A 24518-nucleotide genomic window follows, 5' to 3' on the forward strand; every position below is an offset into this window, starting at 1 on the left:
CGCAACCTCATGGTGACCTGTCAGGAACCGGACGGCCTCGCGGCGGAGTCCGCGCAGGGCCTGCTCAGTTTCGGTCCACTCGTCGGTGGTGTCACCGTCCCCGACGCCACCGAGTGGGTCCACTCCATCCGGGCGAGTGCCCTGCTCGACGATCCCATCGGCGCCACCTGCTACCGCAACGCGCTGAACGCCGGGCGCATGACCCCCGACGCCCACCCCAGCACGGTCCTTGGCCGCTGCGCCCTCGCCGGTCCCGACCACATGGACGCGGCATTGCGCGCCGCCCGCCGCGCGGCCACGGAATGGGGTGGCAGCCCGCTCGCCCGGCGCGCCGAGGTGGCCGAAGCGTTCCGCGCCCGGCTGCACGACCACGCCGACATGTTGACCGGCCTCCTCGTCGAGGAAGGGCACCCGGTCCGGATGGCCCGCATGGAGGTCGACAACCTCCTCACGTTCTTCGGTCCACAGACCACCGAGTGGTGTCTGCGGCAGCTGGAGACCCGCTACGGCGTCGACGGCCGGACGGTGATGATGCGCCGGGTACCGGACGGTGTGGTGTGCGTGCAGCCGCCGCAGAACACTCCGGCGCTGAGTGTCGGCGCGGCCTTCCAGTGTGTACTGGCGGGCAACGCGCTGGTGGTGCGGCTCTCCCGGCAGGCACCGATCGCCGCGATGTACCTGCTTGAGCGGGTGGCCTTGCCGGCGCTCACCGAGGCCGGTGCCCCGCCCGGCGTCCTTTCAGCGCTGTGCACCGAGCCCGCCCAGGCGCTGGACACCTGGTTGGCCAGCGCGCTGGTGGACGACGTGCTCTACTTCGGCGACTCCGTCCGCGGCGAGCAGCTGGAGAAGGCCTGCCTGGCGGCGGGCAAGAAGCCGGTCCTGGAACTCGGCGGCAACGACATGGTCATGGTGTGGCGCGACGCGCCGCTGGACCAGGCTGTCGAGACGCTGATGGAGTCCTTCCACGGCAGCGGCCAGATCTGCTGCGCCCCCAACATCGCCCTCGTCCACCCCGATGTCGCCGGCCCGCTCGCCGACCTGCTGACCGACCGGGTCCGGCGGCTGCGACCGGGCTTTCCCGACGACCCAAACGTGGTGCTGGCCGCCTCGCCCAACACCGCCGGGTACGACGCCACACTCGCCGACGCCCGGCGGGCGGGCGCCCGCGTGCTGACCGGGGGACGCCACCTGGACGTCCACGGGCGGGAGAGCGACATCGGCGTCTTCGCCGAGCCGGCGATCGTCCGGGCCGACGGACTCGCCCACGCACGGGAACTGCGATCGGTGCGGCATGAGACGTTCTTCCCCGTGCTGACCCTGGCCGTCCCCGACCCGGCCGCCGACGACGACCTCCTCACCGAGATGCTCGCGTTCGTCTCTTCCGGCGCCTACGGCTTGCGCAACTCCCTTCTCGCGCAGGCCCCCGAGGTCATCGACCGGTTCGTCCGGGACGTCCGCTCCTGCGGCCAGCTGCGCGTCAACGACTCCCACCTCGCGGGCGTGCCGTACCTGTCCAACCACGGCGGCCCGGGGCTGAGCGGCGACCGGTACGGCGAGCTCAACTACCCGATGCTGCGCACCAGTCGCCTCCAGGGCGTGTCCGTGGCCAAGACCCCGCCGCCCGCCCCGGCCACCGCCCCCTACATCCCGGCGCAACCCAGGCCCCGGGTTGAGGCTGCCCGCGCGTACCCGCCCGGCTGGCCGCCCGAGGACCTGCCCGGCGGTCTGCCGGCGCCGTTCACCGAGGCATTCCAGCACGACCCGTACCCCACCCTGCACTGGCTGCGCGAGCACCGGCCGGTGAGCCGGGTCGTGAGCCCGGACGGTCCGGGCTGGCTCCTGACCCGCTACCACGATGTCCGGCAAGCCCACACCGACCCGCGGGTGACCTGCGACAGCACACGCATCGCCGCGGGCCGGATGTGGCTTCGGCACTGGCCGGACGAACTGCGCGAGCGGCTCTTCACCCACCTGCTGGACAGCGACGACCCGCGCCACGCCGATCTGCGCGCGATCATGCGGCCCTTCTTCACGCCCGCCCGGCAGGAGCAGTGGCGCGCCCGGGTACAGCGCCTCGTCGACACCCGGATCGACCGGATCGCCTGCCGGGGCCACGCCGACCTCATGGCGGCGGTCGCCTATCCGCTCGGCGGCAACGTCCTGTTCTCCGTCCTCGGCGCTGCTCCGCCCCAGATGGACCACCTGCGGGCGATGATCTGGCGTACGGCCGAGTGGAACAACGACGTCCCCTACGTTGCCGCGCTCGCCCACGAGATCGACGCGTTCGTGCGCAAGACCGTCACCGGGAAGCGCCGCTCGCCGGGCGATGATCTGATCTCCCTGCTGGTGACGGCCTGCGACCAGGACGGCCTGCTCAGCGAGGACGAACTGCACGGCCAGGTCATGATGATGCTCGTGGCGGGCCAGGACCCCAGCATCAACAGCGTCGGCAACAGCCTGCACGCCCTGCTCACCCACCCCGGCCAACTCGCCGCGCTGCGAGAGGACCCCGCCCTGACCGCGACGGGCATCGGTGAACTGCTGCGCTTCGAAAGCCCGCTGCCGTTCACCAGCTGGCGCGGCACCCTGGAACCCATCGAGTTCGGCGAGGTGACCGTCCCGGCGAACGAGTCCCTGTTCCTGTGCTTGGGCGCCGCCAACCGGGACCCCGCACGGTTCCCCGACCCCGACCGCCTCGACCTGCACCGCCCCACACCGGGCCATCTCGCCTTCGGCCACGGCGCCCACTACTGCCTGGGCGCGCACATCGGCCGGGTGACGGCCGAGACAGCCGTCACCACCGTCCTGCGCCGGCTGCCCGGCCTGCGCCTGGACGGCACACCACGGTGGCGGCCCAGCATGTTCGAACGCGGCCTCAGCGTCCTGCCCGTCGCCTGGGACGCGGACGTGCCGCGGAAGGGAACCTCACGGTGAACCGGGCGGAGATTATGGCCGAGGTGAAGGCACTGCTCGCCGAGTGTGGTGACGTCGACCCCGAACACGTCGACGAACAGACCGCGTTCATCGCCGACCTGGCACTCGACTCGCTCGTCCTGGTGCGCATGACCGTCCTCGCCGAGGAACGTTTCGGAGTGCGCATCCCCGACGAGGCCGCGTGGGAACTGCACACGGTCGGCGCCGTGGCCGACTACGTCGAACAGACCCTGGCCGCGCGGATCGGAGCCGGCGGTGAGTGAACTCGTCCGGTTCCTGCGCGAGAAAGTGTGGCTCCTGGGCGACACCCGCTGGTACGCGCGGGTGGACAGCGTCCGCGGCGAACTCGTCGAGGTGGAACGCCTCGGCTTCGCCCAGCTCGACGCCCGCGCCCGCACAGTGGGTGCCTGGCTGGCCACCCGGATACCGCCGGGAGAACGGGTCATGCTGATGTATCCGGCGGGCCTGGAGTTCCTCGCCGTCTTCCTCGGCTGCCTGTACTCCGGGCGGATCGCCGTCCCCGCCCCCCTGCCGGACACCGACCGACGCGCCCTCCACCGCGCCGAGAACATCATCCGCGACGCCGGCATCAGCCATGTCCTCACCGACACCGCACACCGGCCCGCACTCAGCTCCTGGCTCTCCGGCCTGGACACCGCACCGCGACCCGAGTCCGTCGCGACCGACACACTCGATCCGCCGGACCCGGACACCTGGTCCCCCCTCGCCCAGGACCTCTCCGCGACCGCCTACATCCAGTACACCTCCGGATCGACCAGCGAGCCGCGCGGTGTCGTCATCACCCACCGCAACCTCCTGCACAACCTCCTGTCGATCAGGGAGAAGATCCTCCCCGAAGAGGTCTTGGAAGAGGTACGCCACGACCCATCGCAGCCCGGCGTCGGCTGGCTCCCGCACTACCACGACATGGGTCTGGTCGGTATGCTGCTCAGCCCCCTCGCCAACTACGGCAACCTCGTCTTCTCCTCCCCGGTGTCCTTCATCGCCCACCCGCTGCTGTGGCTCCAAATGATCAGCCAGTACCGGGCCCTCTACACCTTCGCCCCGAACTTCGGCTACGACTGGCTGCTCAGGTGCCTCAAGAACACCCGGCTCGCGGACCTGGACCCGGACCTGAACCTGGACTGCCTGCGGTTCGCGCTGAGCGGCGCCGAGCCGGTACGCCCCGACGTCCTGGACGCGGTCGCCCGCCGCTTCGCCCCCATCGGCTTCCGCCGGGACATCTGGGCGCCCAGCTACGGACTGGCCGAGGCCACCCTCATGGTCACCGGCACTCGCTGCGGCAGCGGTGCGACCGTGCGGCGCTTCGACCGCACCGCGCTGGAGTCCGGCCGCGCCGTGCCCGCCCCGGACGGTGCCGACCTCGTCGGCTGCGGCCGCCCCGCCGGCGCCGACGTCCGCATCGTCGAACCCACCACCGCGCGCCTCCTGGAGGACGGCCGCATCGGCGAGATCTGGGTGGGCGGCGACAGCGTCGCCGCCGGTTACCTCGGCGACCCACAGGCGACCGCCGAACACTTCGGCGCCACCACGGCCGACGGCGAGGGTCCCTTCCTGCGCACGGGCGACCTCGGCTTCCTGCTGGACGGAGAGTTGTACGTCACCGGCCGTGCCAAGGACTTGATCATCGTCAACGGCCGCAACGTCCACCCCCAGGACATCGAACGCGTCAGCGAAACTACCGACCCCGCTACGGGTCCCTGCGCCGCCTTCGCCCTGCCCGGACCCTCCGGCGCTGATCGCGTCGTCCTGGTCCAGGAGGTACGCCCCTTGCACCTCAACGGCCGGACTCCCGCGACCCTCGCCGACCTCATCAGGAAGCGCCTGGCCCAGGAGCTGCGGCTGGCCGCTCACGTGGTCATCGTCGGGCCGATGAGCGTTCCCCGGACCACCAGCGGGAAGGTCCAGCGCGCCCGCGCACGGGACGAACTGCGCTCCCACGGCTTCACTCCGCTGCACTCCGACCTACCCGCCCCAGCCTGAACGGGGACCCGGGTGCCCCCGCGTTGAGCAGACGCTGCGACCACCGAAGGCCGTCGCCGAACCCCGCACCCCGGCGGACTCCACCCAACAGACCCCGGCCCCCTCGATTCTCAGGTAGAAGAGTTCGTCGAGGACCATGGACAACGAGTCTCGAGGTCTCTGTTGTCACAAGAAGGTCGTCTTGCAGGAGATCCTGGTGGATCTCGACTTCTCCCGCCTGGACTGAGCAGGGCCGTGCCGCTGGCACCCCGCCCCATCCTGCCCGACGAGGTCCTCGTCTGGACGCGGTCAACCGCGGACAGGTCTTCGCCCTGCTCACCGCACTGGACCTTGATCTGATGGTCACTTCCGACCACGAGTGGTGCACCTATCGCGAACTACCTGGCGTCGCTGCCCACCAACTCCTCACCGACGGGGACGATGACGCTGTCACCAGCGCTCGCTTCGTGGGGAACGGCGCTGATGTGGAGGCGGGGTGACCCACACCGAACCGGCACCGGGTGAAAGCACCCTGCGTCGTCCCGCGGTGGGCCCGCTCTGGCACACGGTCCACAGCCGACTGTCCTCCGGCCGCCCCGTCACACGGGTGCGCCTCGGACCGCTTGACGAAGCTCAGCGCGAGGCTCTCGCGGACCTTCTGGGTCTGGACCGCCTGCCGGATCCGCGCCCCTCCGCCTCACTGACCCGCCTGGAAGAGGCAGTCACCGAACTGTCCGGTTCCTCGGTTCGTGAAGCCGTCACCGAACTCATAGGCCCCCTCAACGATCGCGCGACAGAACGACGCCGAAAGGAAGACGAACGTGCCGGACTGTGGGTATGGATGGACAGCCATGCGACCGTGCGGGCCCAGCCGGCGCTAACGAGCTCGTGCACGGTTACTGACGTTGAAGTCGTCTTGTCGTAGGGGCTGACGGTTGATGATCGTCGCGGTATGCCGGTGGTATGAGGTATCCGCAGGGTGGGGGTCTGACCGCGGAGAGGCAAGTGTTCCGTGAGCGGGTCCGGATGGAAGCGGTCGGTATGTTCGCCGATGGGCGGGGCAGTACGGAGATCGCCAAGGAGTTACGGGTCAGTGTCCGGTCGGTCCAGCGGTGGCGGCGGGCCTGGCAGGAGGCGGGCGAGGACGGGGTTCGTTCGCGTGGTCCGGTGTCCCGGCCGAAGCTCAGCGATGCGCTCTTCGCCGTGCTCGAGGAGGAGTTGGCCAAAGGTCCGGTCGCTCACGGGTGGCCTGATCAGCGGTGGACACTCGCCCGGATCAAGACCCTGATCGGGCGGCGGTTCCACAAGTCCATGACGCTGTCGGGGATCTCCCAGATGCTGCGGCGGCATGGCTGGAGCCACCAGGTTCCAGCACGTCGGGTCATCGAGCGTGACGAGAAGGCCGTGGTAAGCTGGGTCAGGACGTGTGGCCACACGTGGAACCACCGCGGCGGCGCTCGGGGCCTGGCTCGTCTTCGAGGACGAAGCCGGATTCTCGATGACGCCGCCGACCTCCCGCACCTGGGTAAGCGCGGAACCACACCGGTCATCCGGGTCCGCGGCCGTTCCCAACGCCGCTTCTCCATCGCAGCCCTGTGCTGCCACAAACCGGGCGAGCGTTCCCGCCTGATCTACCGGCCCAGACGGCATACCGACCATAAGAGCGGCGGCCGCAAGAGCTTCGCCTGGACCGAGTACCGCGACCTCCTCATAGCCGCCCACCAGCAGCTCGGCGGACCGATCGTCCTCATCTGGGACAACCTCAACGTCCACAAAGACCGCCGCATGCGGGCCTTCATCGACACACACGACTGGATCACCGCCTACCACCTACCGCCCTACACACCCGACCTCAACCCCGTCGAAGGCATCTGGTCGATCCTCCGCCGGACCAGTCAGGCCAACACCGCCTTCACCAACTCCGACCATCTCATCAGCCGACTCCGACACGGCCTCCGCCAGATCCAATACCGCAGCGACATCATCGACGGATGTCTCACCGCGACCGGCCTCACACTGACGACACCACGCCTACAAACTCAGTAACTGCCCCGGGTAGGAGTGCTCTTCGGTATCCGTGTCGGTCCTGTCGCTCGTGAAGGAGTGAGGTTGCGTCCTCGTGTGTCCACCTGGGCTATACGCGCGTACGCCGCACCACCCCGTGCGAGTTACTGACGTCGCGAGAACGGGCAGCAAGTCGTGGTGCTGCGCGCGCAGGGCAACCCATGCTGAGCACTTACAAACACGCACCGAGCCACAAAGGCTCAACTGACGGAAGGCAACTGTTGTGTCGAAGGTCCAGCCGAGTACCACCGGAGTCCAGGCCGGCTATGCCAACCAAGTAGCCGCGGATCTGGAAACCAACCTCAAGGAACAAGAACGCATCAGCTCTGAGATTGCGGCGCTGCAAGAACAGTTGCATGCGCTGGAGAGCGATCACCAGGTGCTGGTCAAAGTCCAGCAGGCATTGGGTTCTCCGGACGCCCCGGCGCGTGACGCCAAGAAGGCGCCGACCCGCAAGAAGCAGGTGCCCGCCCCACGAGCCGGCACGCGCAAGTCAGGAACGGCTCAAGCGAAGGACAAGGCGCCCAAGAAGGCCGCTGCGAAGAAGCCAGCCCAACCGGCAGCGGGGCCGACACTGGTTGAGTTGATCAGGGACCACCTCCGCACGCAGAGCGAGCCGCGCTCCGCCTCCGAAATCACCAACGCCCTCACTCAGGCGCACCCCGACCGCACAATCAAGCCCGGTGTCGTGCGCACTACGGTCGAAAACTTGGTCGCCAAGGGCCAAGTCGAACGCGCTAAGCAGGGTTTCTCGGTGTTCTACACCACCGCGGCCGTGGCGGAGCCTGCCGGCGAACAGCAGTCCGAAGCGCCGGCCACCTGAGCCGCTACCGCCCGCTTCTTCCCCGAACTAGCTAGCCGATGGAAAAGGCGTTCCGGACATCAGCCACGTCGCTGCCTGCTCCGGCGTACGCGGCAATGGTGCAGGGGGCGACACCGCTCCTGCACCACCGCCTGATCTCGCAGCTCTGCACGATTGTGGGCTGACGGGCTCGTCATGTGACTGCTGGTAGACGCTTCCGGCAGGTGCAGGCCGCAGTGCGGCGGCCACTCAGCCGCCGCAACTCGTCGGCGCGCCGTGCCTGTCCGCGGGTGGGTGGGTAACGTGTGCGGAATGCACGCCATACGGGGAGTACTCATACCTGTCGCCGCCGTTTCCTGCCTCCTGCTCGCCGGTTGCACGGGAAGCAAGACCGACAAGGACGACGCCGGGGCAGAACCGTCGGTGATCGGCTCGCCGGTGGGCAAGCCGATCGCGTCACCACCTGCAACCGCGCCAGAAGATGATGAGAACGAGGGGGTGCCGGCACCGGAGGCGGGCGCCCCGTTCGTCGAGTACGTCAAAGAGGAGCTGCGAAAGCGCACCGTCCGGATGGCCCACGCTCCGGGCAAGACCAGTGCCACCTGCGACAAGGACACCGTCAAGCCGGTCCGGGACGCCACGATCACGTGCACGGTCACCTATGAGGGCCTCAAGGTGGTCTGGCCGGTGCGGTTCACCGGCAAGCCAGGATTCGGAGGCATGGGCGACGGATACGAGGCGCGGCCCAGCACGGGCCTGCTCACCCGGGCGGGAGTACATACCTACTGGTGGGGCAACCACCGGGACGAGGACGGGGGCGGCGACATGCGCTGTGACTCGATGCCCCGGGTCTGGAAGGCACCCTTGAACCAGAAGACGAAGTACCGGTGTACCTACTTCGCCCCCAAAGCCTCAGTGACCGACGCCGACATGTGGATCACCGACAATATCGTCGCCACGGAAGACGGCCCTCGCGGTCGTTGAGAGCCGGTTCTCAAGGCGCCGGAACGCGCGGGGCGGGAGCATACGCGAGCACCCTCCCTCGACTCGACCGACCCGGACATCGACGTGGTCCTCGGCTACGCCCGGCCCTGGCACCGTTCGACACAGAACGGGCTCTACGGACGAACATCTGGTATTCGGGGATCCGCGAAGCGACACCCACCTGGCTTTCTGAGACCGCCGTCCTGTCCTGAACTCCGCGGTCTCGCCGAACACAGCGGCGTTCTCGCCTGAGGAGTGAGCACTCCGGCTGGCCAGGCCGGCCGACGGTCGGAGCGGTATGCGCGGTTCGGTCCGGCGCTCATGCCTCCTTGGCTGGGCTGACCGGTGATACCTGCCAAAGTGGCTCAGGACGGTGGCGCTCGCCCGTCGCGTGAGGCGGCATGACTGTGCTGATCACCGGCGACAACGGCTTCCTAGGCGCCGAGCTGATACGCCAGGCGGTGTCCGCGGGCCTGCATCCGGCCACCGCCCATTCCCGCCCCGGTGACCACGACGGGGCGACCTGGCATCACCTCGACCTTTGCGACCCCTTCCGCCTGGAGGAAACCCAGCCGTACGGCGCCGTACGCCGCCCTGTGGCTCCTCGCCCGCATCACCCGCGCGCCGGGCCCGTTCACGGCGCTACCGGAGCGGGAGGAGAGGCGCATCGACACGGTCGCGGAAGGTGCGGCCGGGCGGGTGGAGCGCGCCCTCGACATCGCCGCGCAGCGCCGCACACTGGAGCAGCGGTGTGCTTGCGGGGGTGCAATCGATGTCCACGGTGGTGAAGGCCGGCTGCCGTTTGCGCACTGCACCGGGTGCGGGCGGGTCTGGACGGAGGGCGGGGTGGTTGCGGCATGAGCGAGACACCGGATAGGTACCAGCGCGAACTGGTTCGTATGCGCGAGCGGGAGCGCAGCGGCTACGCCGACGGTTGGCGGCCCGCCTCGTCGGGTGGGCTGTGACCGTCGCGGCCCTCGCCGTGGTCGCTTACGTGTCCGTGCGCTCCTGAGGACGTGGACGCAGGCGAGCCGCTCGCAGCTGACGCTCGCCTGCGCCACACAGCACGCTACGACGGTTGGCAGGCAGTGAGCATGGAAAGGGCTCATCACGGCGTATGTGACAGCGGCCACGCCCTCCATCAACACTCATCAAAGAAGGCATTCCCGCTTGATGCGCCGTCATCGCCATCAATTTTATGACGACGGGACGGCGCATCGCAGTCGGTCAGCCGCCTGTGTACCGATCGGGTATATTCCCGTTTTTCTCCCGGGGCGCATCCGGCCGGTGGCGGATGTCAGACGGTGGTAGCGAGCCAGCCGATGGTTTCCGTGGTGTGGACGCCGTCACTCATGATGTTAGCGCCGAACAGCTCGTTCATACGAATGTGGAACCCGGTGCGGTTGACGTTGGCGATACGCACGCCGGGGGTGTGTGGACCGTTGAAGGTCTGCACCTGGGTGAGGACGATGACCTGGCTCCCCTCGGGGAAGGGGGTGGGAAAGGTGACACGGGTGAAGGTCGAGAAGTCACTGCCCTGGGTCTCCACAGGGTGGTCGGAGTCGAGGGTGACCTGCCCTGTCAGAATCATGCTCATGGTTTCCCTTTCGGTCGTGTGACTGGGGTGCGCGACTGCGGTCTTCGCGGCCAAAAGGGTTCTGCTCAACGGAAAATCGGCTTAAGCGCGTGTCCCGCAAACGAGTGATCGCCTTCCGGCCAGCCTTCTTCGCCTTTAGTAGGTGTCTGGACATCCCGTTTTCTCGAAGCGTAATCGTCCCCACGCGCCACCAGGGCCACTTGCGGAAACTCATTAACAGGAAAGAAGACGGAGAATCCTTTCAGCGGCGCGTACCGCCTGCACGGACGAGGAGACTTTCGGCCTATCTGAGACACAGGCGTGACGTAAGGTTCGTATGGGCAGCGAGAAATAACGAGGAATGGTCCGAGAATCACCTCTCGAAGGCTGAACTGGCCTCGCGAAACCGACCAGTGCCCCCCATCACCGCGAGTACCTGGTCCGCCGGGCCACCGTCCTCGACCGCCTCGCCGACGACACGCAACAGCCCAAGCTGGCGATCGGCCACATCACGGACGCCCATGAGCGCGAACACCTCCTCGTGCACGTCATCCGGCATCACCGTCAGCGCCTCGTCAGCCGCGCGCGTGAGCTCCACCCTCGTCATGCCGTCCCCCTTCGTGATCGCAGAAGGGGCACGGTAGGGCCGACTCACAGGGAACGTGTGTGCCTGTGGATAGGCGATAGCTGTGGGTTCCTGCCCGGGGGTGTCTATGGACTGCGACTGGGACGACGACCGTGACTACCAAGAGGCCGTCGACCGCGCGAACCTCGTGACCGGGGTCGCCTGGCGCGTCATCGGGTGGGTAACTGGACTCACCGCCCTTGCGGTCGCCATCGTGCTTCTGCTCGTGCTCGTACTGCTGGTCGCCATCGTTGCGTAGCGGTGAGCCCGTCCGCCCCGCCATTGCACCCACGCTGGGTCGTCGAGCTCCATCCGAGTGCGTGAGACCGAGGACCCGCCTGCGCGCCGTCACCCGCCGGCCACTACTCAAAGAAGGCCGGTGCGCGCCTTGGAGTGGTACGGCGCTGCCCTCAGCAGCGCTCTCTGAGCGGGTAATGCAGGTCAGGGCTGTACGCGCTGGTGCCGCTCGAAGCAGACCTCCGGAATCAGCCACTCGCCGATGGAGGCGACAAGCAGCAAGGGTGGTGAGTCGCCGGTCTCTGGTGAAGTCCCGGCCCAACGGTCGCTGTGCAGGCGCCAGAAAGCACCAAACGTGCATATTGCGCTTAAAGCAGACTCGTGCTGTTTTTGGCCAACAGCCTCGGATCCTTCCTTTACAAGGAGGTTCGGCCTGCGCAAGATCCTTCGATGTTCCCCATACGGAGGGATCACGGGGAAGGTGTGAAGATTCAAGGCGGAACCGTCTCGTCCGCTGTCGCCAGTGCGGCAGGAGTCGCCCACCGAGGTGAAGGCGCAACGAGTCAACTACGGCAACTTCACGAAATCCACCCCGCTAATATGATCAGCATTTGGAGATCGCGTGCACTCATTTCGACACTTGCCCAGAAAGTCTTATACCGCAGTAGGGCTCATTCTCGCCCTAACCGGTACGGCACTGACTGTGAATACGGCAGCTCAGGCGAAGGCGCCGACGGAGAAACAACCCTCCGGTGCGGCTGCCATCAGCGTTCCCGTCGTACAGGAGAACGCAGATGACATCACAGAAACTGCGGCAGGCCAAAATGAACTGGCCGAGTTCGCCAATCAAAATCTCGACGAGATTTCCGAAACTACGCCGGGCGCGTTGAAAGCAAAGAGATCCACCGCACGGGCATCCGATCTGCCAAGCGACTACAAGGTCCTGGAGGTTGATATGTCTAAGGTCGCCTCTCAGCTAGATTTGCCCGCGTCGGCATGCAAGGACCAGGATAGCGAAGTCCTGGTGGCTCCCGAGAGCATAACCAGCCTCACCTATACGATTAACGACGAGGAGACCGGCATACCACTCGAACCGGGGCAGGCACCGGAAGAGCCCGACGGCTGCAACCTGAGCGTCGAGTGGGAAGAGGCGCCGGCGGCCGATGACGCCACCCAAGACGACCCCGAAGAAGCTTCCGCGTCCGTCCGTCCTTACGCCAAAAAGATTGCCAGTGACTGCTTCCGGCGCAAAATAGTGAAGAAGCGTTTTGACGGCACGACATACAAAATTGCCTACAACGACTCCTGCTATCAAAACTGGGTGGAGAAGCACGACGGGAACGATTCATGGAACTTCTATTCCAAGCGCGCCATGAGCACGTGCGACCGCTATGGAAATTGGGCCATCAAGAGCTGTGGACATGGAGTAAAGAGCAACCCGAACGGCCCACACGTGAGCTGGCAGGACTGGGCTCCGAACGCAAGCCAGGACCGCAACGACTGCCGCGCCAGGAGCGCGAGCGTGACGCTGCATTCGGTCAGCGTGTCAGCCAACTTCGACATCTGCGATAAGCAGTTGATCCACAAGTACGCAGAAGCCGGGAAGATGAGCAGCTACTGGAAGGGCACTGCACGTAGCGCCCGCGGGACCCAGCACCAGGTCGCGGTGAAGACGAACCAGCGCCAAGGCCGACCCAAGTGGAAGCACTGGACGAACGTCGGATGGGGCGTGTAAGTAACCGTAGAACCCAGGTGGATCAAGGGCAGGACGCCATGACAACCTTGATCCACTTGGCCCGCCATCAACCTGTGAGGCACGAGATGCGCCCCCTAATCCTGTTCCTGGCCACGCCTCTGCTCCTGGCCGCAAGCGCGTGCGCCAACAGTAGCGACACCGCGGACCCAGCACCCCAGAGGACAGTCAGCGAGAAGCAAGCGATCGCGGTCCTCGACCGAGTGGTCTCCCGGGCGCCGCACTTGAACGCCGCGCAGTTCTGCAAGGAACTCGCCTACCAGAAGAAGGCCTGTGCCTACGTACGCAAGCAGGCCGATGACTTCTGCCTCAAGCCCGGGCCCAAGCCGCGAGTTCTTCGTTCCAGGGGTGTAGGCGCCACCAAGGAAGCAGACGGCGGCCGCGTACTGGAGATCGAAGGCAAAACAGCAGGCGGACAGCGATACGTGTCGGAGTTCTTCGTGACCGCGCCCGATGGCAAACCCCGCGCCTCGACAGCCGTCTACTGGTCAGGGGTGGGCCTGGGAGATTCCCCCCTGGGGGAGAAGAACAAGGTGCTTCCGCAGTCTGAATGTGGCGGCGACGCACCACACTGATCCGTACCCGAAGGGCCGTACGCCGTAGATAGCCCTGGTGCCTGTCAAGGTGACCGAAGGCCTCTTGATGGGCACCAGGTATCGCGGCGACGGGAGCGCTTCGCCTGTCTGGCGTCAGCGTCCGTCCGTTAACCGACTACGTGGGTCGATCACATCGTCCAGGCGTCCGGCCCACCGCCGCGCCACTCGATCATCCCGGACCGGACGACGTCCATCTCGTCCCAGTCCTGAAGCCCCGCCTCCTGCATGAACCGGGCCACGTCCAGCACCGAGTACGCGCGCCCGAGGATCGTGCCGTCGACACGGACGCGGCGCCCGCCGTCGCCGTCGGGCGGGTAGATCACTACGGGCACGGTGGAGGCCATGACGCCAGCGTGCGGGGCCGCAGGGTACGGCGCACGCCGGGCTACTCCAGCACGCCGAGTGCCGCATCCGGGCGGCAGTGCGGGCAGGCGGGGACCTGTCGATACAGGGCTTCGCGGGCCTGCTCGCGCGTGACACCCAGCGCCCGCGGCCACTTCGGCGCGGCGTAACAGCCGCCGACGTGCACGCTCGCGGGCGGCCCGTCGCCGATGCTCTTCTCGATGATCCAGTCCGGGGCCGGCGGGCGGCGCCGCTCGCCCTCGGCCCGTCTGCCTGCCGCCGTTCCTCGTCCGCGGATCCACTTGCGCGTGCGTGCGAGGTCCCGCTCCTGCACGCGCTCTAGGAAGCGCAGCAGGTCGAGGCGGGTAAGCGGAGCCGGATCGTTCGCTTGTTCGAGTCTAGGCCCCCGAATCGCATGCCCCCAAGGCAACCTTGCGCGTGACCCGTGAGTCGCAGCCAGACGCGCAGCCAACAGCGAAGACACAGGAGCCCCATGCGATTGTCACTCGGAGGAAGGATCGGCCCGTTTCATGCCTCGTCAGGCATCGGATGCGGAGGCATCCCCGTCCTGCTCGGCGCCCTGCTGGTGGCCGGGATCGCGCTTCCTACGGTCGTCGGCATGCTCGTGCCACTCATCCTGGCCGCCGCATTTCTGCGAGAAGACGCCCCACGCTCTCACCGGACGGTGACGGTAGCGCTCCTGACGCTCTGGTCATGGGCATACCTGCCCCTCGCATACGAGTTCTTCTGGCACCGCGGAGGCATCTTGCAAGTCGGCGTCATAACACACGGTGTCATCTCGTTGTTCATCAGCGGCGCCTTCGTCTGGCTCCTCGCCAGCAGAACGCCCCAGGGGCTGTCCTCTCCGGATCCCGCAGAGCCTCACCCTGCCGTGAACGCACCAGAACGACACTGGTGCCCCAAGCATCCACACCGGGACGCACAGTTCCACTGCACGGGATGCGGGAGCTGGAACTGCGCGCACTGCACCGTCCCCTTCCCGGGTGAAGGCGCGATGTGCGAGCCCTGTGCGCTCGCCGCACGGTTCCGGGACGCCTGACCAGCTCGACAAGATTTACGAGCACCAAGGAGGCCCCTGTTACTCGACGGGGTCTTCGTCGGCGTGCCGTACGGCCTTCTTCGCCGCCATCTCGACCTCGTGCCGTGGCTGGCCGGTGGTCGCGGCGTGCGCGGTGACGGCCGCCTGGAACTGCTCGACGGCATCCGCCCACCTGTGCCACTGCGCCTTGTACTCCTCACAGTCGAGGCCCGCGAGCCGTGCGCGCTCCTCCTCGGCGGAACGTTCCAGCTTGATCAGGTCATCGGAAATCTCTGCCACGAGCGGATCTTAGGCGGGCAGGACGCAGCCCCCGCCTCGACCCGCGAGACAGGGGGCCGTACGCGCGGCTACGGCCGCCACTCCTCGCGGTAGCCGTGCCGGTCCGCGTACGAGACGAGCATGTCTCGCACCTCCTCGCACGGCCAATCACCCTCGACCACCACGCCGACCTGACAAGTCGGGCAGCCGAGGACGTAGGTGGACGGGTCGTTCTCGTCGCTGTCGCGGCCGACCATGGGCTGCAGGGTGTGACGGTCGAGACGGCGCCGGTTGGCGTCGATCTCGTGCAGCACCCGCGCCGGGTCATGACGGGCGATGTGGTCTGCGGCCGCGAGATCGCACACGGTGACGATCTCGGCATTGCCGTCGCCGAGGACCGACTCACCCATTGCCCGCCACCTGCCGTTCCCCGTGGCGCAGTCCCGGGCATCGGCCTCGTCCTCGTCGAGCTGTTCGCCGTACCACTGCGCGAGATCGTCCACCGTTACGTCTCCGCGTCGTTTTTCTTCGGCCGCTTCGAGCCCGACCCTGAGTAGCCCTTCATGATGTCCTGCACCGTGCTGGAGTTGATGTCGAGCTCGGCGCCGACCGTACGGAGCGACGCCCCCGGCCGGTTGAGTAGCTCGCTCACGGCCGCCTGCCGGGCCTCCTTCAGTGCCTTGTTCTGCGACGGCATCGCCTTCAAGACCTCACCGAGGGCGCGCGCTCTCGATGAGGTCGGGTAGCCGGAGCGCATTACTGCGCCCCGGCTACCCGACCTCCGCGCATGTGACGAGGACTCGTAGTTCGCACAGCGTCAGTGCGCTGACCAGCACATCTGCCGGATTGGCGTCCTGGAAAGGGCGCCGAGTTCAGAGAGATAGTTGGCACTTACGTACAGGTAGCGGTCGCGCGCGTACGCAGGCCGAGCCGCTGACCAGCAGACTTACGAGGCCGAGGCTCACCGGTGCCCCCTACCTCTCTTTTGTGCCAACTACGAACCCATGTCACAGCTCAACGGACCCGGGCAGCACAGCGTCACGCCCCGGCCACCGAAACACCAAGCGGCAGTTCACCTTGTCCAGGACGTCACCAACGGGCAGCGCATCGTCGGGCGTGCCGGCCGGGTAGACCGACAGGACGGGATCGGCGTGCTCGTCGTTGGCCTCGGCGCGGATGTGCCGGTCCCAGGCCAGCACCGTGGCCACCAGCCGCTCGGCGAGCTCGGGCCCCTGCTCGCCGAAGGCGTACGCGAACCACTCCCACTCCTTGCCCTGTGGGCTGTCGCCGTCCTTGGTCTGGACGTGGATCAGATAGGCCAGCGAGGCTTCGCCGAGGATCGCGGGGGCGTCGCGGTCCTTCGCGATGCCGGTCACCCCCTCTCCCGGGTCCTGGTGGGCGACCAGGCGGCAGAAGGACGACAGGGTGGTGGCGGCGTACAACTGCAGGGAGCCGAAGTCGGAGTTCGCCGCCCTCATGGTCACGCCGGTTGCGACCTTGTGCCGCCGCCCGCGCAGCGCCTCCTCCAGGCCCTCCGTGCAGGCGGCGGGGCCGTCATCAAAGCGCAGCGCCAGTGCCCCGCCTAGCAAGGGAACGACTGGGGCAGGGCGGGCCTGCTGCCCCTGGTCGCGGACGAACCCGCAGTAGGTGAAGCGACGGGCATGCAGCACCTCGCCGCGCCGCTCGAACGCGATCGCCCGGGTGTACCCGCCCATCTCCAGCGGCATGATTAGACGCCCGCCTTCAGCCAGCTGCTCACGCCAAGGCGGAGCGATGTCCCAGCAGTTGTAGGTGATCACGCTGCCGTCGAAGCCACCGCGGGGTACGAGATGGGCGGGCGCGCCGAGTGGGGCGTCGGCTTCGACGGCGGTGACGCGTCCGCTGCCGGCCTCGGTGAGGAAGGCGCGGGTGCGGCGTACGACCCACGGGGCGATGTCGACGCTCACCACGCGGCCTTCGGATCCGGCGACGTGGGCGAGCAGTTCGGCGTTGTAGCCTCCGGACCCCGCCTCGAACACGATCGCACCCGGCCCAAGACGCAGGCTCTCGAGCATGTCGGCCTGGAGCCAGGCCGCGGACACCGAGCTGATGGCCGTCCCGGCCTCGTCGCGTCGGGTGATGACGGCCCGGTCGCCGCCGTCGTATGCGGCCGCCAGGTTCACTTCCGGGGCGAAACGATGGCGGGGCACCGTGCGCAGCGCGTCGCGGACGGGCTCGGACGGGGCCCAGCCGCCGTCGATCACCGTCTGGGCCATCGCCTGGCGCAGCCGGACGGCCTCGGCCGGCTCGCCCGGCACGGGCGGCCGATCGGCGGCGAGCGGGTAGGAGACCACAGGCGGCAGGTCCGGGATGACGCCGGGCCACACGCTGTCGATCGCGAGTGCGGTCGGGACGAAGACGTCCCCGACTGGGGAAGAGGCAGTGTTCCAACCATGCGCTATTCGGGGATGGGTGTGGCTCCTCTGCAAGGACGTCCAGTGCGGTAGGAATCACGCGCCCGGGCCGGGAGCCGGTGGATGCAGTGGGCAGTGCGGATCTGGTGGCGCAGCCCGGTACGGTGCGAAGGCCGTGTCTGCAGCATCCCGGTAGGGGCGCCGGGACATCCGGGTAACGAGCTGCCACATGGTGCGCTCCTCGGACAGTTGCTGCGGCAGTACCAGTCCGAGCGCGTCGGCCAGCGGTTTGCGGCCCAAGTTCACCATGGCCCGCACTGCGGCGGCCCACTCATCGGTGGCGTACACAGCGGAGCGGTACCAAAACGGAATCAGTGCACACAGCATGGTGGCGGTGACGACCAGCAGGGGCCGCTCGGCGGCGGTTGACGTCAGGGCCAGAAGGGCAAGCACCGCCACTACCCCGTGCCCGTATAGCAACGCCACGAAGAAATCAACGCTGGTACGTGCTGTCTCCACCTGGCGGCGTGCCTGCGCGGGCGCAGCTGCGCTCAGCTCGTTCCACAGCACCTGGGTATCGAGGCGGAAGCGGTTGTGGCCGTACTCCTCGAATCGACGGATCGCATTGCCGAGCCGGGTCGGGGCGAGCTGGTCGGTGTCCGCCGGGTAGCGGGCCAACTGCTCGTTGAGCAGTGCACGCTGTACCGGAGTACGGCCTTCCGGGCGGGCAATCAGATCCGTGATCCGATCTTTCCGGGCCCCCTGCCGTCGACATCCCCGATCGTACGCACTGCGCGGCCACAGCAGATAGCCCTCAAGGATCCGGTAGAGGGGGGTCTGGAGAGCGTTGAGCACGATGCCGAAGAGAACGGCGGTACAGAGGAGTAGCAGGGCCGTCTGACTGGCCGTGTCGGGCCAGACGCGCTTGATGGCTGCAGTCCGCTGCAGACTGGGAGCGACGGTGAGGAAGAAGACCGCGAGGTTGAGTGCGGCGGGCAGCACCCAGCCAACGACCAGCGCCCATCCGCCCCCAAGGACGCCCTTGGCGATGTCACCCACGGATCAGGACTCCTGCGGCCAGTCGTCGTCCGGATCGTTCTCCGGTCCGGGGGAGGTGTGCCTGACGACGTGGGGGCCCAAGTCCACTTCGCCGTTCACAACGCCGAACGCGATCGAGCCATGGTCAGCGCGGATGTGGACGTTGCCGCCGACGGTCAGCCCGTCCTGGCCAGCCGACGCCCCGCCTTGGTGAGCGTGTTGGGCGAGCAGCACGCGCAACTCATGGGCCGCCTCAGCTCGCTCGGTGTCGTCCAGGCTCTCCAGCAGGGCCTCGATACGGGCCTGCCACACCGCCTCCGAACGGAAACGCGCCCGCGCCCGCTCCATCCCGGCCGCCTCGGCCGCCTCCAGTTCGGGTGCGATCTGGTCGAGGCGCTCCAGTTCGGCGCTCTCACGCTGCGGGTTCCCTCGGCCGAACCACCGGGCCACTTGCTGACGGAACCCCGCCCATGCGTCTGTGCCAGCGGCCTGCACCACCGCAGTGCCTCCCGCTGCGGCCAGCGCAGTCATTGCCTCTGACAGCATCCTCGCCCTTCCTTCCGAGAGATCAGATCCGGCTCTGGGGTGTGCTGCACTGGAGCCGTCACCACGTCACTCCATCAGACACGTACCGGCACTGCCCCTGGTTTCGTCGAGACGTTGTAAACACGCGCTAGTCGGTGGCCTGGATGGCTGCGAGGCAGGCCGTCTAGCTGTTCTGGGTGAACTGGGAGCAGGCGTAGGCGGTGCTGGGATGAGGTCGGGCGCCTGCCCTACACCGCTCCCGGGGCCGTACTGGCAGAGCCCACCTCTCACATAGGCCCCACCTTTACGCCGTAAAGAACCGGGTGTTGAACCCCCGAGCCATCAACTCCCCGTCTTGCGCGCGCCTCCCGGCGAGTGGCGCACGCAAGAGGCGGCCGGTCGGACTCGCCGGTTCGCGATTGATCCGCCCCGCGCCTCCGGCTTCTTTACGGCGTAAAGAACGCACCGGGCGAGCGGAATGACGACGGCTGGCGATCGCGAGTTGGTACTGCACAGAAAACCACGCTCAGGCACTCAAGCCGATACTGGCAGGAAGGTCACGTCCTGCGAGAGCGCGGGTGGGGGAGTCGATGATGGTTTTGACGGCCAGACGCATGATCTGCCGGTGACCTTCGGGTCGAGCAACGCCGGCGGACGGTGCCGCGAGTACTAAGCCTGGAGCTAACGAGCGCAGAGCCCACCCCTCGCATCGGCCCAATCTTTACGCCGTATGGCGTACGGAGCCTCTACCGGCAAGAAGACCGCCGCTGGCTTCCCGGGCCTGGAAAACACCTCCTTCCGGTCCGGTTTCCAGGCGGCCTCGACAGTGCCGACCAGTGGCAGCGACATCTACCTGTTCAAGGACTCCGAGTACGTCCGCTACCACGTCTACGAGGATTAGATCGTCCGCCGTGACAGCATTGAAAGGGGCTTCCCGGGACTGAAGGGCACCGCGTTCACCGCCAACTTCGATGCAGCCGCGATGGTCCCGAGCGGCGGCAACGACATGTACCTGTTCAAGGGCGATGAATACGTGCGCTACAACAACAGCACGGAGACGATTTTCCCCTGACGGCCAAGCCGGCTCACACGCCACGGAGGGGCCTGCGCCATCGGTGAGAGGTTCCGGTCTACGAGAACACAGAGACTGGTCTGGTGCAGAGGCGGTGTTCCAACCCTGCACCATTCCGTCCCTTCAAGATCCCTCCGGGGATCCCGCTTCGTCGTTCGAGCAGGCAGCCAGGTAGTCCGTCCAGCTGTCCTGGGCGAACCGAGCCCACCTGTGGGCGCTGCCAGCGCTGACGCCGAAGAGGTCACTGATCACGATGGGAGGAAGGTCGGCGACGGCTTCGAGCATGGCGGTGTTGCGGGCGCTGATGACTTCCAGGCCGTGTTGCCGCAGCTTGTTCACGATCCTCTGCGCCGTGATCGGACGGTGGGCGGGCACTCCGGGAAGCAAGTAGGTGGGGCGGCCGTCCTGTGGCGGCCGGAGCATCGAGCGGACCGTCGGTCGAGCGATCTGTTCCTGGATGAGCAGTGCCAGCTTGGGCGGCAAGAGGACGGGGTTCCGTTCGATGGTGAGGTAACCGTCGTCCCCCGTGCGTTCGAACCGGTCAGTGGTCAGTTCAACCAGCCGGACGACGGGCAGGCCGTAGAGCCTGATCAACGCGCCCGCGATGCGGACGTCGAGGGGGAGTTGGTCGTCGTTCAGGCAGCGCTTCAGTTGCTCGTTCAGGGCGGTTTCGGTGATGAACTGGGTTGGGAGCCCGGTTCGCTCTGCCGTGAGGGCCATCCTGCTGGTAAGTCGTCGGGCACCGGCCCATCGGATGAAGGCTCCGATCGACCTGCGTCGTGTGGGGTGAGTGGTGAGCCAGAGGTCCAGGTCCTCCTGGCCGGCTGCGGCCAGGTCGAGTTGCTTGCCATCGAGCCAGTTCAGGAAATCGATCGCGGCGCGGATGATCTGCCACTCAGCGAACGGACCGATGATCTTCATCTGATGCTGCGGAAGACGCGTCAGGACACCGGCAGACCACGATTCCAGACGGGCGAGATTCTCGTTTCGCTCCGGCAGGACGCCGGTCGCCACCAGGAGCTTCCGGAAGTGGTGGGTCGAGTTGTAGTCCTGGGACAGGGCGTCCAGAGACGCGTGGGTGATCTCCGTGTTCTGAGACACGAGCTCCGCCAGGATCTTCGGACCGGAGCTGCTTCGAAGCCAGGTCAGCACGGATCGCGGATGGTCGGCCGAGGCAAGTGCGTCAGCCAGCGGACGGAGTGCCGATGGGCCCGGGCCGTCCCCGGGCGCGAGGAGTTGGCGCACGCGGTCACCGACTGAGCACCGGGTGCAGAGTCCGGCGTCGTAGATGTCGCCGGGAAAACCGCAGCGGCTGCAGCTGTAGGTGATGTCCGTGCCGCAGCAGGGCCCGCAGAGATCGCCTCCGTCATCAGCGCGGCCGATCAGGACCTGGGCGCTCTGACACCGCGAGCAAGGCGCGGGGTTCCGCCGGCGCCGATTGAAGCAGGTGTCGCAGACCGGGCCGAGGGGCCAGTTGGCCCGAGCGTCACGCTCACGGCCGCAGTCGGCGCACTGAACGAGCGTGCGCGGCCGACAGCGGTCACAGTGGAGGGCGCCTCCTCGCTCTCTCACGCGGTAGACACGCGCCTGCCGGTCGCAAATGCTGCACACCCCAAGCGGCCCCGTGTTGCAGTTCTGGCAGAGCTCGGGCTGTCCGTCGGCGGCACGGACTCTGATCCGCCGGAGGTTGCCGCAGCCTCCGCAGAGCCGGGGCGGGGGCGCATAGCAGCTGTTGCAGACCGGTCCGTCCTCAGTCTTGGCATGGGCTGGCCGCAGCCTTCCGCACCGGATGCACTTCCGCTCCGGCCTGGGAGTGCAGGACTGACACAGTGCCTTGCCGTCCTCACGTCGGCTCTTGGGCAGCTTGCGCTGTCCGCAGCCCGCGCACTCCTCCCAGGACAGGGAGGAGTCCCTGCTGTAGCAGCGCCTGCAGATCGGCCCCTCCTCGAGTCGGCGGGCGATGAGGCCTTCCTGTCCGCAGCGGGCGCACTTCCGCAGCTCGGTTCGGTACACACACCACATGCAGCAGCGGCCCTGGGGCGTCGGGCGGGGAAGCTCCCGGTCGCTGCGGCCGCACATCGCGCAGGACAACTGGGTGACTGCCTCCCCGAAGCCGTCAGCTTCCAGCTGACGCAGGAGCCGGACCAGCGCGGCCGGGCAGTGGGGCGACGGGGCGGTGAGCGCGTCTCTGCGTTCAGCGAAGTGCCGGGCCAGCTCGCGCGCAGGTATCGGACCCCATGCCTTGGCCCGCTCCAGGACTGCCTGGGCCGCCTGCTCGGTCAGCTCCGGGATCCGGTGCCGAACGTGACCGATGATGCTGACCCTGGCCTCCGCGAGCTCCCGCTGATTTCTCTGCTTCTGGTTCACGGCTTGCCGGGGCGCCGGACGACGGCTCGCCGCGGTGTGATCGGGGTCGGGTCGGCGTCGCCAACAACCTTGCGGAGCTGGGTGTTGACGACCTCCGGCTTGATCAAGTCGTTCGGGGTGCACTGGAGGATGTCGCAGAGCGCAACGAGAGTGTCCATGCTCATGCGCTGGGGCGGCTGGGTCACCAGCCGGTAGACCTGTTCTCGCGAGAGGGTGACCCCTCGCTCGGCCAGCAACGGCACCAGGTCAGAGGTCTGGAACATCTCCTTCTCAGCCATCAGCTTTCGCAGATGCCACTGGTAGCCCATCTTCTTGATCATGTCGTCACGTCCCAGTCGTCGCCCAGTCGGTTCTTCAGTGATGCTTCCAGCAGCTTGTTGCGGAACTCGTTCGAGACCCCCATGTAGATCGCCGTGGTGGATGCATGCGAGTGTCCGACCTGTTCTTGGACGAACCGGGTGGGATAGCCGAACTCGGTCAGGTGCGTGATGTAGCTGTGGCGCAGGCAATGCAGGTCGAGGTCCTCATCGAGGCCGGCGGCCTCGCGGGCGGCGACGAACGCCTCGTTGATCGACCGGGGTGAAAGGCGCCCGCACCTCTCCGTCATCCAGAGAGCGGGGTGGCGACCGGGCGAGAAATGCGGACGTATCTCGGTCACCCACTGGTCCAGCACGTCGACGCACCAGTCGAACTCCGGGACGGTCAGCACCGTCCGCCGCTTGGGCGGCGAACCCTTCTGGGACTTCCCGAAGCGGACCATCGCGCTGCCGTAGCCGCGGAACTGTGGCGCCTTGCGATTCCGCCGCAGATCGACCAGGTCAAGTCGGGAAGACTCAGTGCGGCGCGTCCCGTAGGCGTAGATCGTCTTGAGCACGGCAGCGTCGCGCAGAGCGCAGAGGGCGCCCTTGCGGCCCTGGCCGCGGATCTTGCTCGGCCGAGCATCGGCGGCGTCGAAGAGGGCTTGGATCTCGTCGTAGTCCAGTGGCCGGCGGCGTGGGTCGCCCTCGTACTCGACCGTATGAAGGACTGAATTGCCTTCGTGGAAGACCTGTTGCGGCACCTCACCGAACCGCTCCGAGCAAGCGTGCAGCCAGCCGTAGCGGGAGTCCAGGAGGTACTCCAGGAACAGGCCGATCGTCACCTCGTAGGTGCGGGCGGTCGACATCTGGATCGGCTTGCTGCCGCTTCGCAGGTGGGCGATGAACGCCTCGCCGTCCGCTGGTGTCCACTGCCAGGGGTACTGGCCGGTGAACTCCTCCAACCGCTCAATCAACCGCAGCCGCGGGTCGATCGTCGATGACTTCAGGAACCGGGCTGACTGCTGCCTCGCCCAGCCCTCCTTCATCGCGTCGAACACCGCGGGGGCCGGGTCGAGATGGATGACGTTGCGGGCCAGGACAAGGTGCGCTGAACCGGGTGCTTGCATGCTCACCCACCTGTTGTATCAAACGCAACAATGATGAATCTATATGCTAACGTGCAGGTCAGGCTTGATCGACTCGACAGCCCTCCGCGGAGGCCGCCTCACTGACCAGCCAGAACGCCCCTTCAGGAGCCCTGTGGAGTGTTGCATCTGATGCAATTCATCCTGTTTATGCTGGTCAACCGCGCCCAGTTCGACAACACCGCCGCCAGCCGCGAGAAGATCCGCGAGCGGGTCCCGGCCGTCCGCAAGATCGAGCACACCCTGGAGTACGTCGATCTCGTAGGGTCTTGCCATGGCTTCGTGGCCACCCTGGGGCGGCTGGTCCCCAAGATGCGCGGCCAGCAGTTCACCGACGACGAGCGCGACACCGTCCGGCGCCAGCTGGCACGGGTCCGTGCTGCGGCCGACTGGCTGGAGGGGGCACTCGATCACGGCAAGTTCACCCTGGACGAGCAGCTCACCCAGCTACTGAAGGGCGAGTAG

25 protein-coding genes are annotated in these 24518 nt (G+C 67.3%); 12 read left to right on the top strand and 13 right to left on the bottom strand.

The window, feature by feature from the left end; genetic code table 11:
• The first annotated feature begins 9 nt into the window (after positions 1-9).
• The 7 genes from KKZ08_RS38075 to KKZ08_RS38105 all read left to right on the top strand — a co-directional run bounded on the left by KKZ08_RS38075 (position 10) and on the right by KKZ08_RS38105 (position 8767).
• Positions 10-2934: an aldehyde dehydrogenase family protein gene (locus KKZ08_RS38075; protein ID WP_223778786.1), complete on the top strand. Its 2925-nt coding sequence runs from the start codon at positions 10-12 to the stop codon at positions 2932-2934.
• Positions 2931-3197: an acyl carrier protein gene (locus KKZ08_RS38080; RefSeq protein WP_223778787.1), complete on the top strand. Its 267-nt coding sequence runs from the start codon at positions 2931-2933 to the stop codon at positions 3195-3197. Before KKZ08_RS38075 ends, KKZ08_RS38080 begins: the two co-directional genes overlap by 4 nt.
• Positions 3190-4938, top strand: a complete 1749-nt coding sequence (locus KKZ08_RS38085) for a fatty acyl-AMP ligase (protein WP_223778788.1) — start codon at positions 3190-3192, stop codon at positions 4936-4938. The genes KKZ08_RS38080 and KKZ08_RS38085 overlap by 8 nt, the downstream gene beginning before the upstream one ends.
• 475 nt (positions 4939-5413) lie before the next feature.
• Positions 5414-5842 carry a TIGR02679 domain-containing protein gene (locus KKZ08_RS38090; protein WP_223778789.1) on the top strand — a complete coding sequence of 143 codons (429 nt, stop codon included), beginning with the start codon at positions 5414-5416 and terminating at the stop codon, positions 5840-5842.
• Between the two features lie 116 nt (positions 5843-5958).
• Complete coding sequence (locus tag KKZ08_RS38095) at positions 5959-6963, top strand: IS630 family transposase (protein WP_263303393.1); 1005 nt, start codon at positions 5959-5961, stop codon at positions 6961-6963.
• A 241-nt stretch (positions 6964-7204) separates the two neighbouring features.
• Positions 7205-7804, top strand: a complete 600-nt coding sequence (locus tag KKZ08_RS38100) for a hypothetical protein (protein WP_223778790.1) — start codon at positions 7205-7207, stop codon at positions 7802-7804.
• A 402-nt stretch (positions 7805-8206) separates the two neighbouring features.
• Entirely contained in the window at positions 8207-8767 is a 561-nt protein-coding gene (locus tag KKZ08_RS38105) for a hypothetical protein (protein ID WP_223778791.1), read from the top strand.
• Between the two features lie 1297 nt (positions 8768-10064).
• On the opposite strand, the gene KKZ08_RS38110 is transcribed toward KKZ08_RS38105, so the two are convergent.
• Together KKZ08_RS38110 and KKZ08_RS38115 are read right to left on the bottom strand one after the other, a co-directional pair.
• Positions 10065-10364 carry a hypothetical protein gene (locus KKZ08_RS38110; RefSeq protein WP_223778792.1) on the bottom strand — a complete coding sequence of 100 codons (300 nt, stop codon included), beginning with the start codon at positions 10362-10364 and terminating at the stop codon, positions 10065-10067.
• Between the two features lie 352 nt (positions 10365-10716).
• Complete coding sequence (locus tag KKZ08_RS38115; protein WP_223778793.1) at positions 10717-10950, bottom strand: hypothetical protein; 234 nt, start codon at positions 10948-10950, stop codon at positions 10717-10719.
• Positions 10951-11056: 106 nt separating this feature from the next.
• On the opposite strand from KKZ08_RS38115, the gene KKZ08_RS38120 reads away from it, so the two are divergent.
• From KKZ08_RS38120 to KKZ08_RS38130, 3 genes are all read left to right on the top strand, one after another.
• Positions 11057-11227 carry a hypothetical protein gene (locus tag KKZ08_RS38120; RefSeq protein WP_223779392.1) on the top strand — a complete coding sequence of 57 codons (171 nt, stop codon included), beginning with the start codon at positions 11057-11059 and terminating at the stop codon, positions 11225-11227.
• 681 nt (positions 11228-11908) lie between these two features.
• A complete protein-coding gene (locus tag KKZ08_RS38125) occupies positions 11909-12940 on the top strand; it encodes a hypothetical protein (RefSeq protein WP_223778794.1) in 1032 nt (343 codons plus the stop codon).
• A 242-nt stretch (positions 12941-13182) separates the two neighbouring features.
• A complete protein-coding gene (locus KKZ08_RS38130; RefSeq protein ID WP_223778795.1) occupies positions 13183-13533 on the top strand; it encodes a hypothetical protein in 351 nt (116 codons plus the stop codon).
• Positions 13534-13682: 149 nt separating this feature from the next.
• On the opposite strand, the gene KKZ08_RS38135 is transcribed toward KKZ08_RS38130, so the two are convergent.
• From KKZ08_RS38135 to KKZ08_RS38170, 8 genes are all read right to left on the bottom strand, one after another.
• A complete protein-coding gene (locus KKZ08_RS38135; protein ID WP_223778796.1) occupies positions 13683-13898 on the bottom strand; it encodes a hypothetical protein in 216 nt (71 codons plus the stop codon).
• A 41-nt stretch (positions 13899-13939) separates the two neighbouring features.
• Positions 13940-14230 carry a DUF6233 domain-containing protein gene (locus tag KKZ08_RS38140; RefSeq protein ID WP_223778797.1) on the bottom strand — a complete coding sequence of 97 codons (291 nt, stop codon included), beginning with the start codon at positions 14228-14230 and terminating at the stop codon, positions 13940-13942.
• A gap of 765 nt (positions 14231-14995) precedes the next feature.
• Entirely contained in the window at positions 14996-15235 is a 240-nt protein-coding gene (locus tag KKZ08_RS38145; protein ID WP_223778798.1) for a hypothetical protein, read from the bottom strand.
• 68 nt (positions 15236-15303) lie between these two features.
• On the bottom strand, positions 15304-15717 hold the full coding sequence (locus tag KKZ08_RS38150) for a DUF6221 family protein (RefSeq protein WP_223778799.1): 414 nt from the start codon (positions 15715-15717) through the stop codon (positions 15304-15306).
• Between the two features lie 2 nt (positions 15718-15719).
• On the bottom strand, positions 15720-15911 hold the full coding sequence (locus KKZ08_RS38155; RefSeq protein ID WP_223778800.1) for a hypothetical protein: 192 nt from the start codon (positions 15909-15911) through the stop codon (positions 15720-15722).
• A 310-nt stretch (positions 15912-16221) separates the two neighbouring features.
• Positions 16222-17580, bottom strand: a complete 1359-nt coding sequence (gene fxlM, locus KKZ08_RS38160; protein WP_223778801.1) for a methyltransferase, FxLD system — start codon at positions 17578-17580, stop codon at positions 16222-16224.
• 123 nt (positions 17581-17703) lie between these two features.
• On the bottom strand, positions 17704-18666 hold the full coding sequence (locus tag KKZ08_RS38165) for a hypothetical protein (protein WP_223778802.1): 963 nt from the start codon (positions 18664-18666) through the stop codon (positions 17704-17706).
• A gap of 3 nt (positions 18667-18669) precedes the next feature.
• The gene (locus KKZ08_RS38170; RefSeq protein WP_223778803.1) at positions 18670-19191 is read right to left on the bottom strand and encodes a hypothetical protein; all 522 of its coding nucleotides are present in this window, start codon (positions 19189-19191) and stop codon (positions 18670-18672) included.
• A gap of 709 nt (positions 19192-19900) precedes the next feature.
• On the opposite strand from KKZ08_RS38170, the gene KKZ08_RS38175 reads away from it, so the two are divergent.
• A complete protein-coding gene (locus KKZ08_RS38175; RefSeq protein WP_223778804.1) occupies positions 19901-20071 on the top strand; it encodes a hypothetical protein in 171 nt (56 codons plus the stop codon).
• A gap of 294 nt (positions 20072-20365) precedes the next feature.
• On the opposite strand, the gene KKZ08_RS38185 is transcribed toward KKZ08_RS38175, so the two are convergent.
• The 3 genes from KKZ08_RS38185 to KKZ08_RS38195 all read right to left on the bottom strand — a co-directional run bounded on the left by KKZ08_RS38185 (position 20366) and on the right by KKZ08_RS38195 (position 23954).
• Complete coding sequence (locus tag KKZ08_RS38185; RefSeq protein ID WP_223778806.1) at positions 20366-21394, bottom strand: hypothetical protein; 1029 nt, start codon at positions 21392-21394, stop codon at positions 20366-20368.
• 1211 nt (positions 21395-22605) lie between these two features.
• Positions 22606-22929, bottom strand: a complete 324-nt coding sequence (locus tag KKZ08_RS38190; RefSeq protein ID WP_223778807.1) for a helix-turn-helix transcriptional regulator — start codon at positions 22927-22929, stop codon at positions 22606-22608.
• On the bottom strand, positions 22926-23954 hold the full coding sequence (locus KKZ08_RS38195) for a tyrosine-type recombinase/integrase (protein WP_223779358.1): 1029 nt from the start codon (positions 23952-23954) through the stop codon (positions 22926-22928). The genes KKZ08_RS38190 and KKZ08_RS38195 overlap by 4 nt, the downstream gene beginning before the upstream one ends.
• Positions 23955-24173: 219 nt before the next feature.
• On the opposite strand from KKZ08_RS38195, the gene KKZ08_RS38200 reads away from it, so the two are divergent.
• A complete protein-coding gene (locus tag KKZ08_RS38200) occupies positions 24174-24518 on the top strand; it encodes a DUF6192 family protein (RefSeq protein WP_223778808.1) in 345 nt (114 codons plus the stop codon).

This window comes from Streptomyces sp. 135 (assembly GCF_020026305.1).
GTDB lineage: Bacteria > Actinomycetota > Actinomycetes > Streptomycetales > Streptomycetaceae > Streptomyces.

Coding starts and splice junctions, on each gene's coding strand:
- KKZ08_RS38115 (WP_223778793.1), bottom strand. CDS start 10,950: ATGACGAGGGTGGAGCTCACGCGCGCGGCTGACGAGGCGCTGACGGTG.
- KKZ08_RS38170 (WP_223778803.1), bottom strand. CDS start 19,191: ATGCTGTCAGAGGCAATGACTGCGCTGGCCGCAGCGGGAGGCACTGCG.
- KKZ08_RS38075 (WP_223778786.1), top strand. CDS start 10: ATGGTGACCTGTCAGGAACCGGACGGCCTCGCGGCGGAGTCCGCGCAG.
- KKZ08_RS38155 (WP_223778800.1), bottom strand. CDS start 15,911: ATGCCGTCGCAGAACAAGGCACTGAAGGAGGCCCGGCAGGCGGCCGTG.
- KKZ08_RS38190 (WP_223778807.1), bottom strand. CDS start 22,929: ATGATCAAGAAGATGGGCTACCAGTGGCATCTGCGAAAGCTGATGGCT.
- KKZ08_RS38095 (WP_263303393.1), top strand. CDS start 5,959: ATGTTCGCCGATGGGCGGGGCAGTACGGAGATCGCCAAGGAGTTACGG.
- KKZ08_RS38120 (WP_223779392.1), top strand. CDS start 11,057: ATGGACTGCGACTGGGACGACGACCGTGACTACCAAGAGGCCGTCGAC.
- KKZ08_RS38135 (WP_223778796.1), bottom strand. CDS start 13,898: ATGGCCTCCACCGTGCCCGTAGTGATCTACCCGCCCGACGGCGACGGC.
- KKZ08_RS38175 (WP_223778804.1), top strand. CDS start 19,901: ATGGCGTACGGAGCCTCTACCGGCAAGAAGACCGCCGCTGGCTTCCCG.
- KKZ08_RS38195 (WP_223779358.1), bottom strand. CDS start 23,954: ATGAAGGAGGGCTGGGCGAGGCAGCAGTCAGCCCGGTTCCTGAAGTCA.
- KKZ08_RS38110 (WP_223778792.1), bottom strand. CDS start 10,364: ATGAGCATGATTCTGACAGGGCAGGTCACCCTCGACTCCGACCACCCT.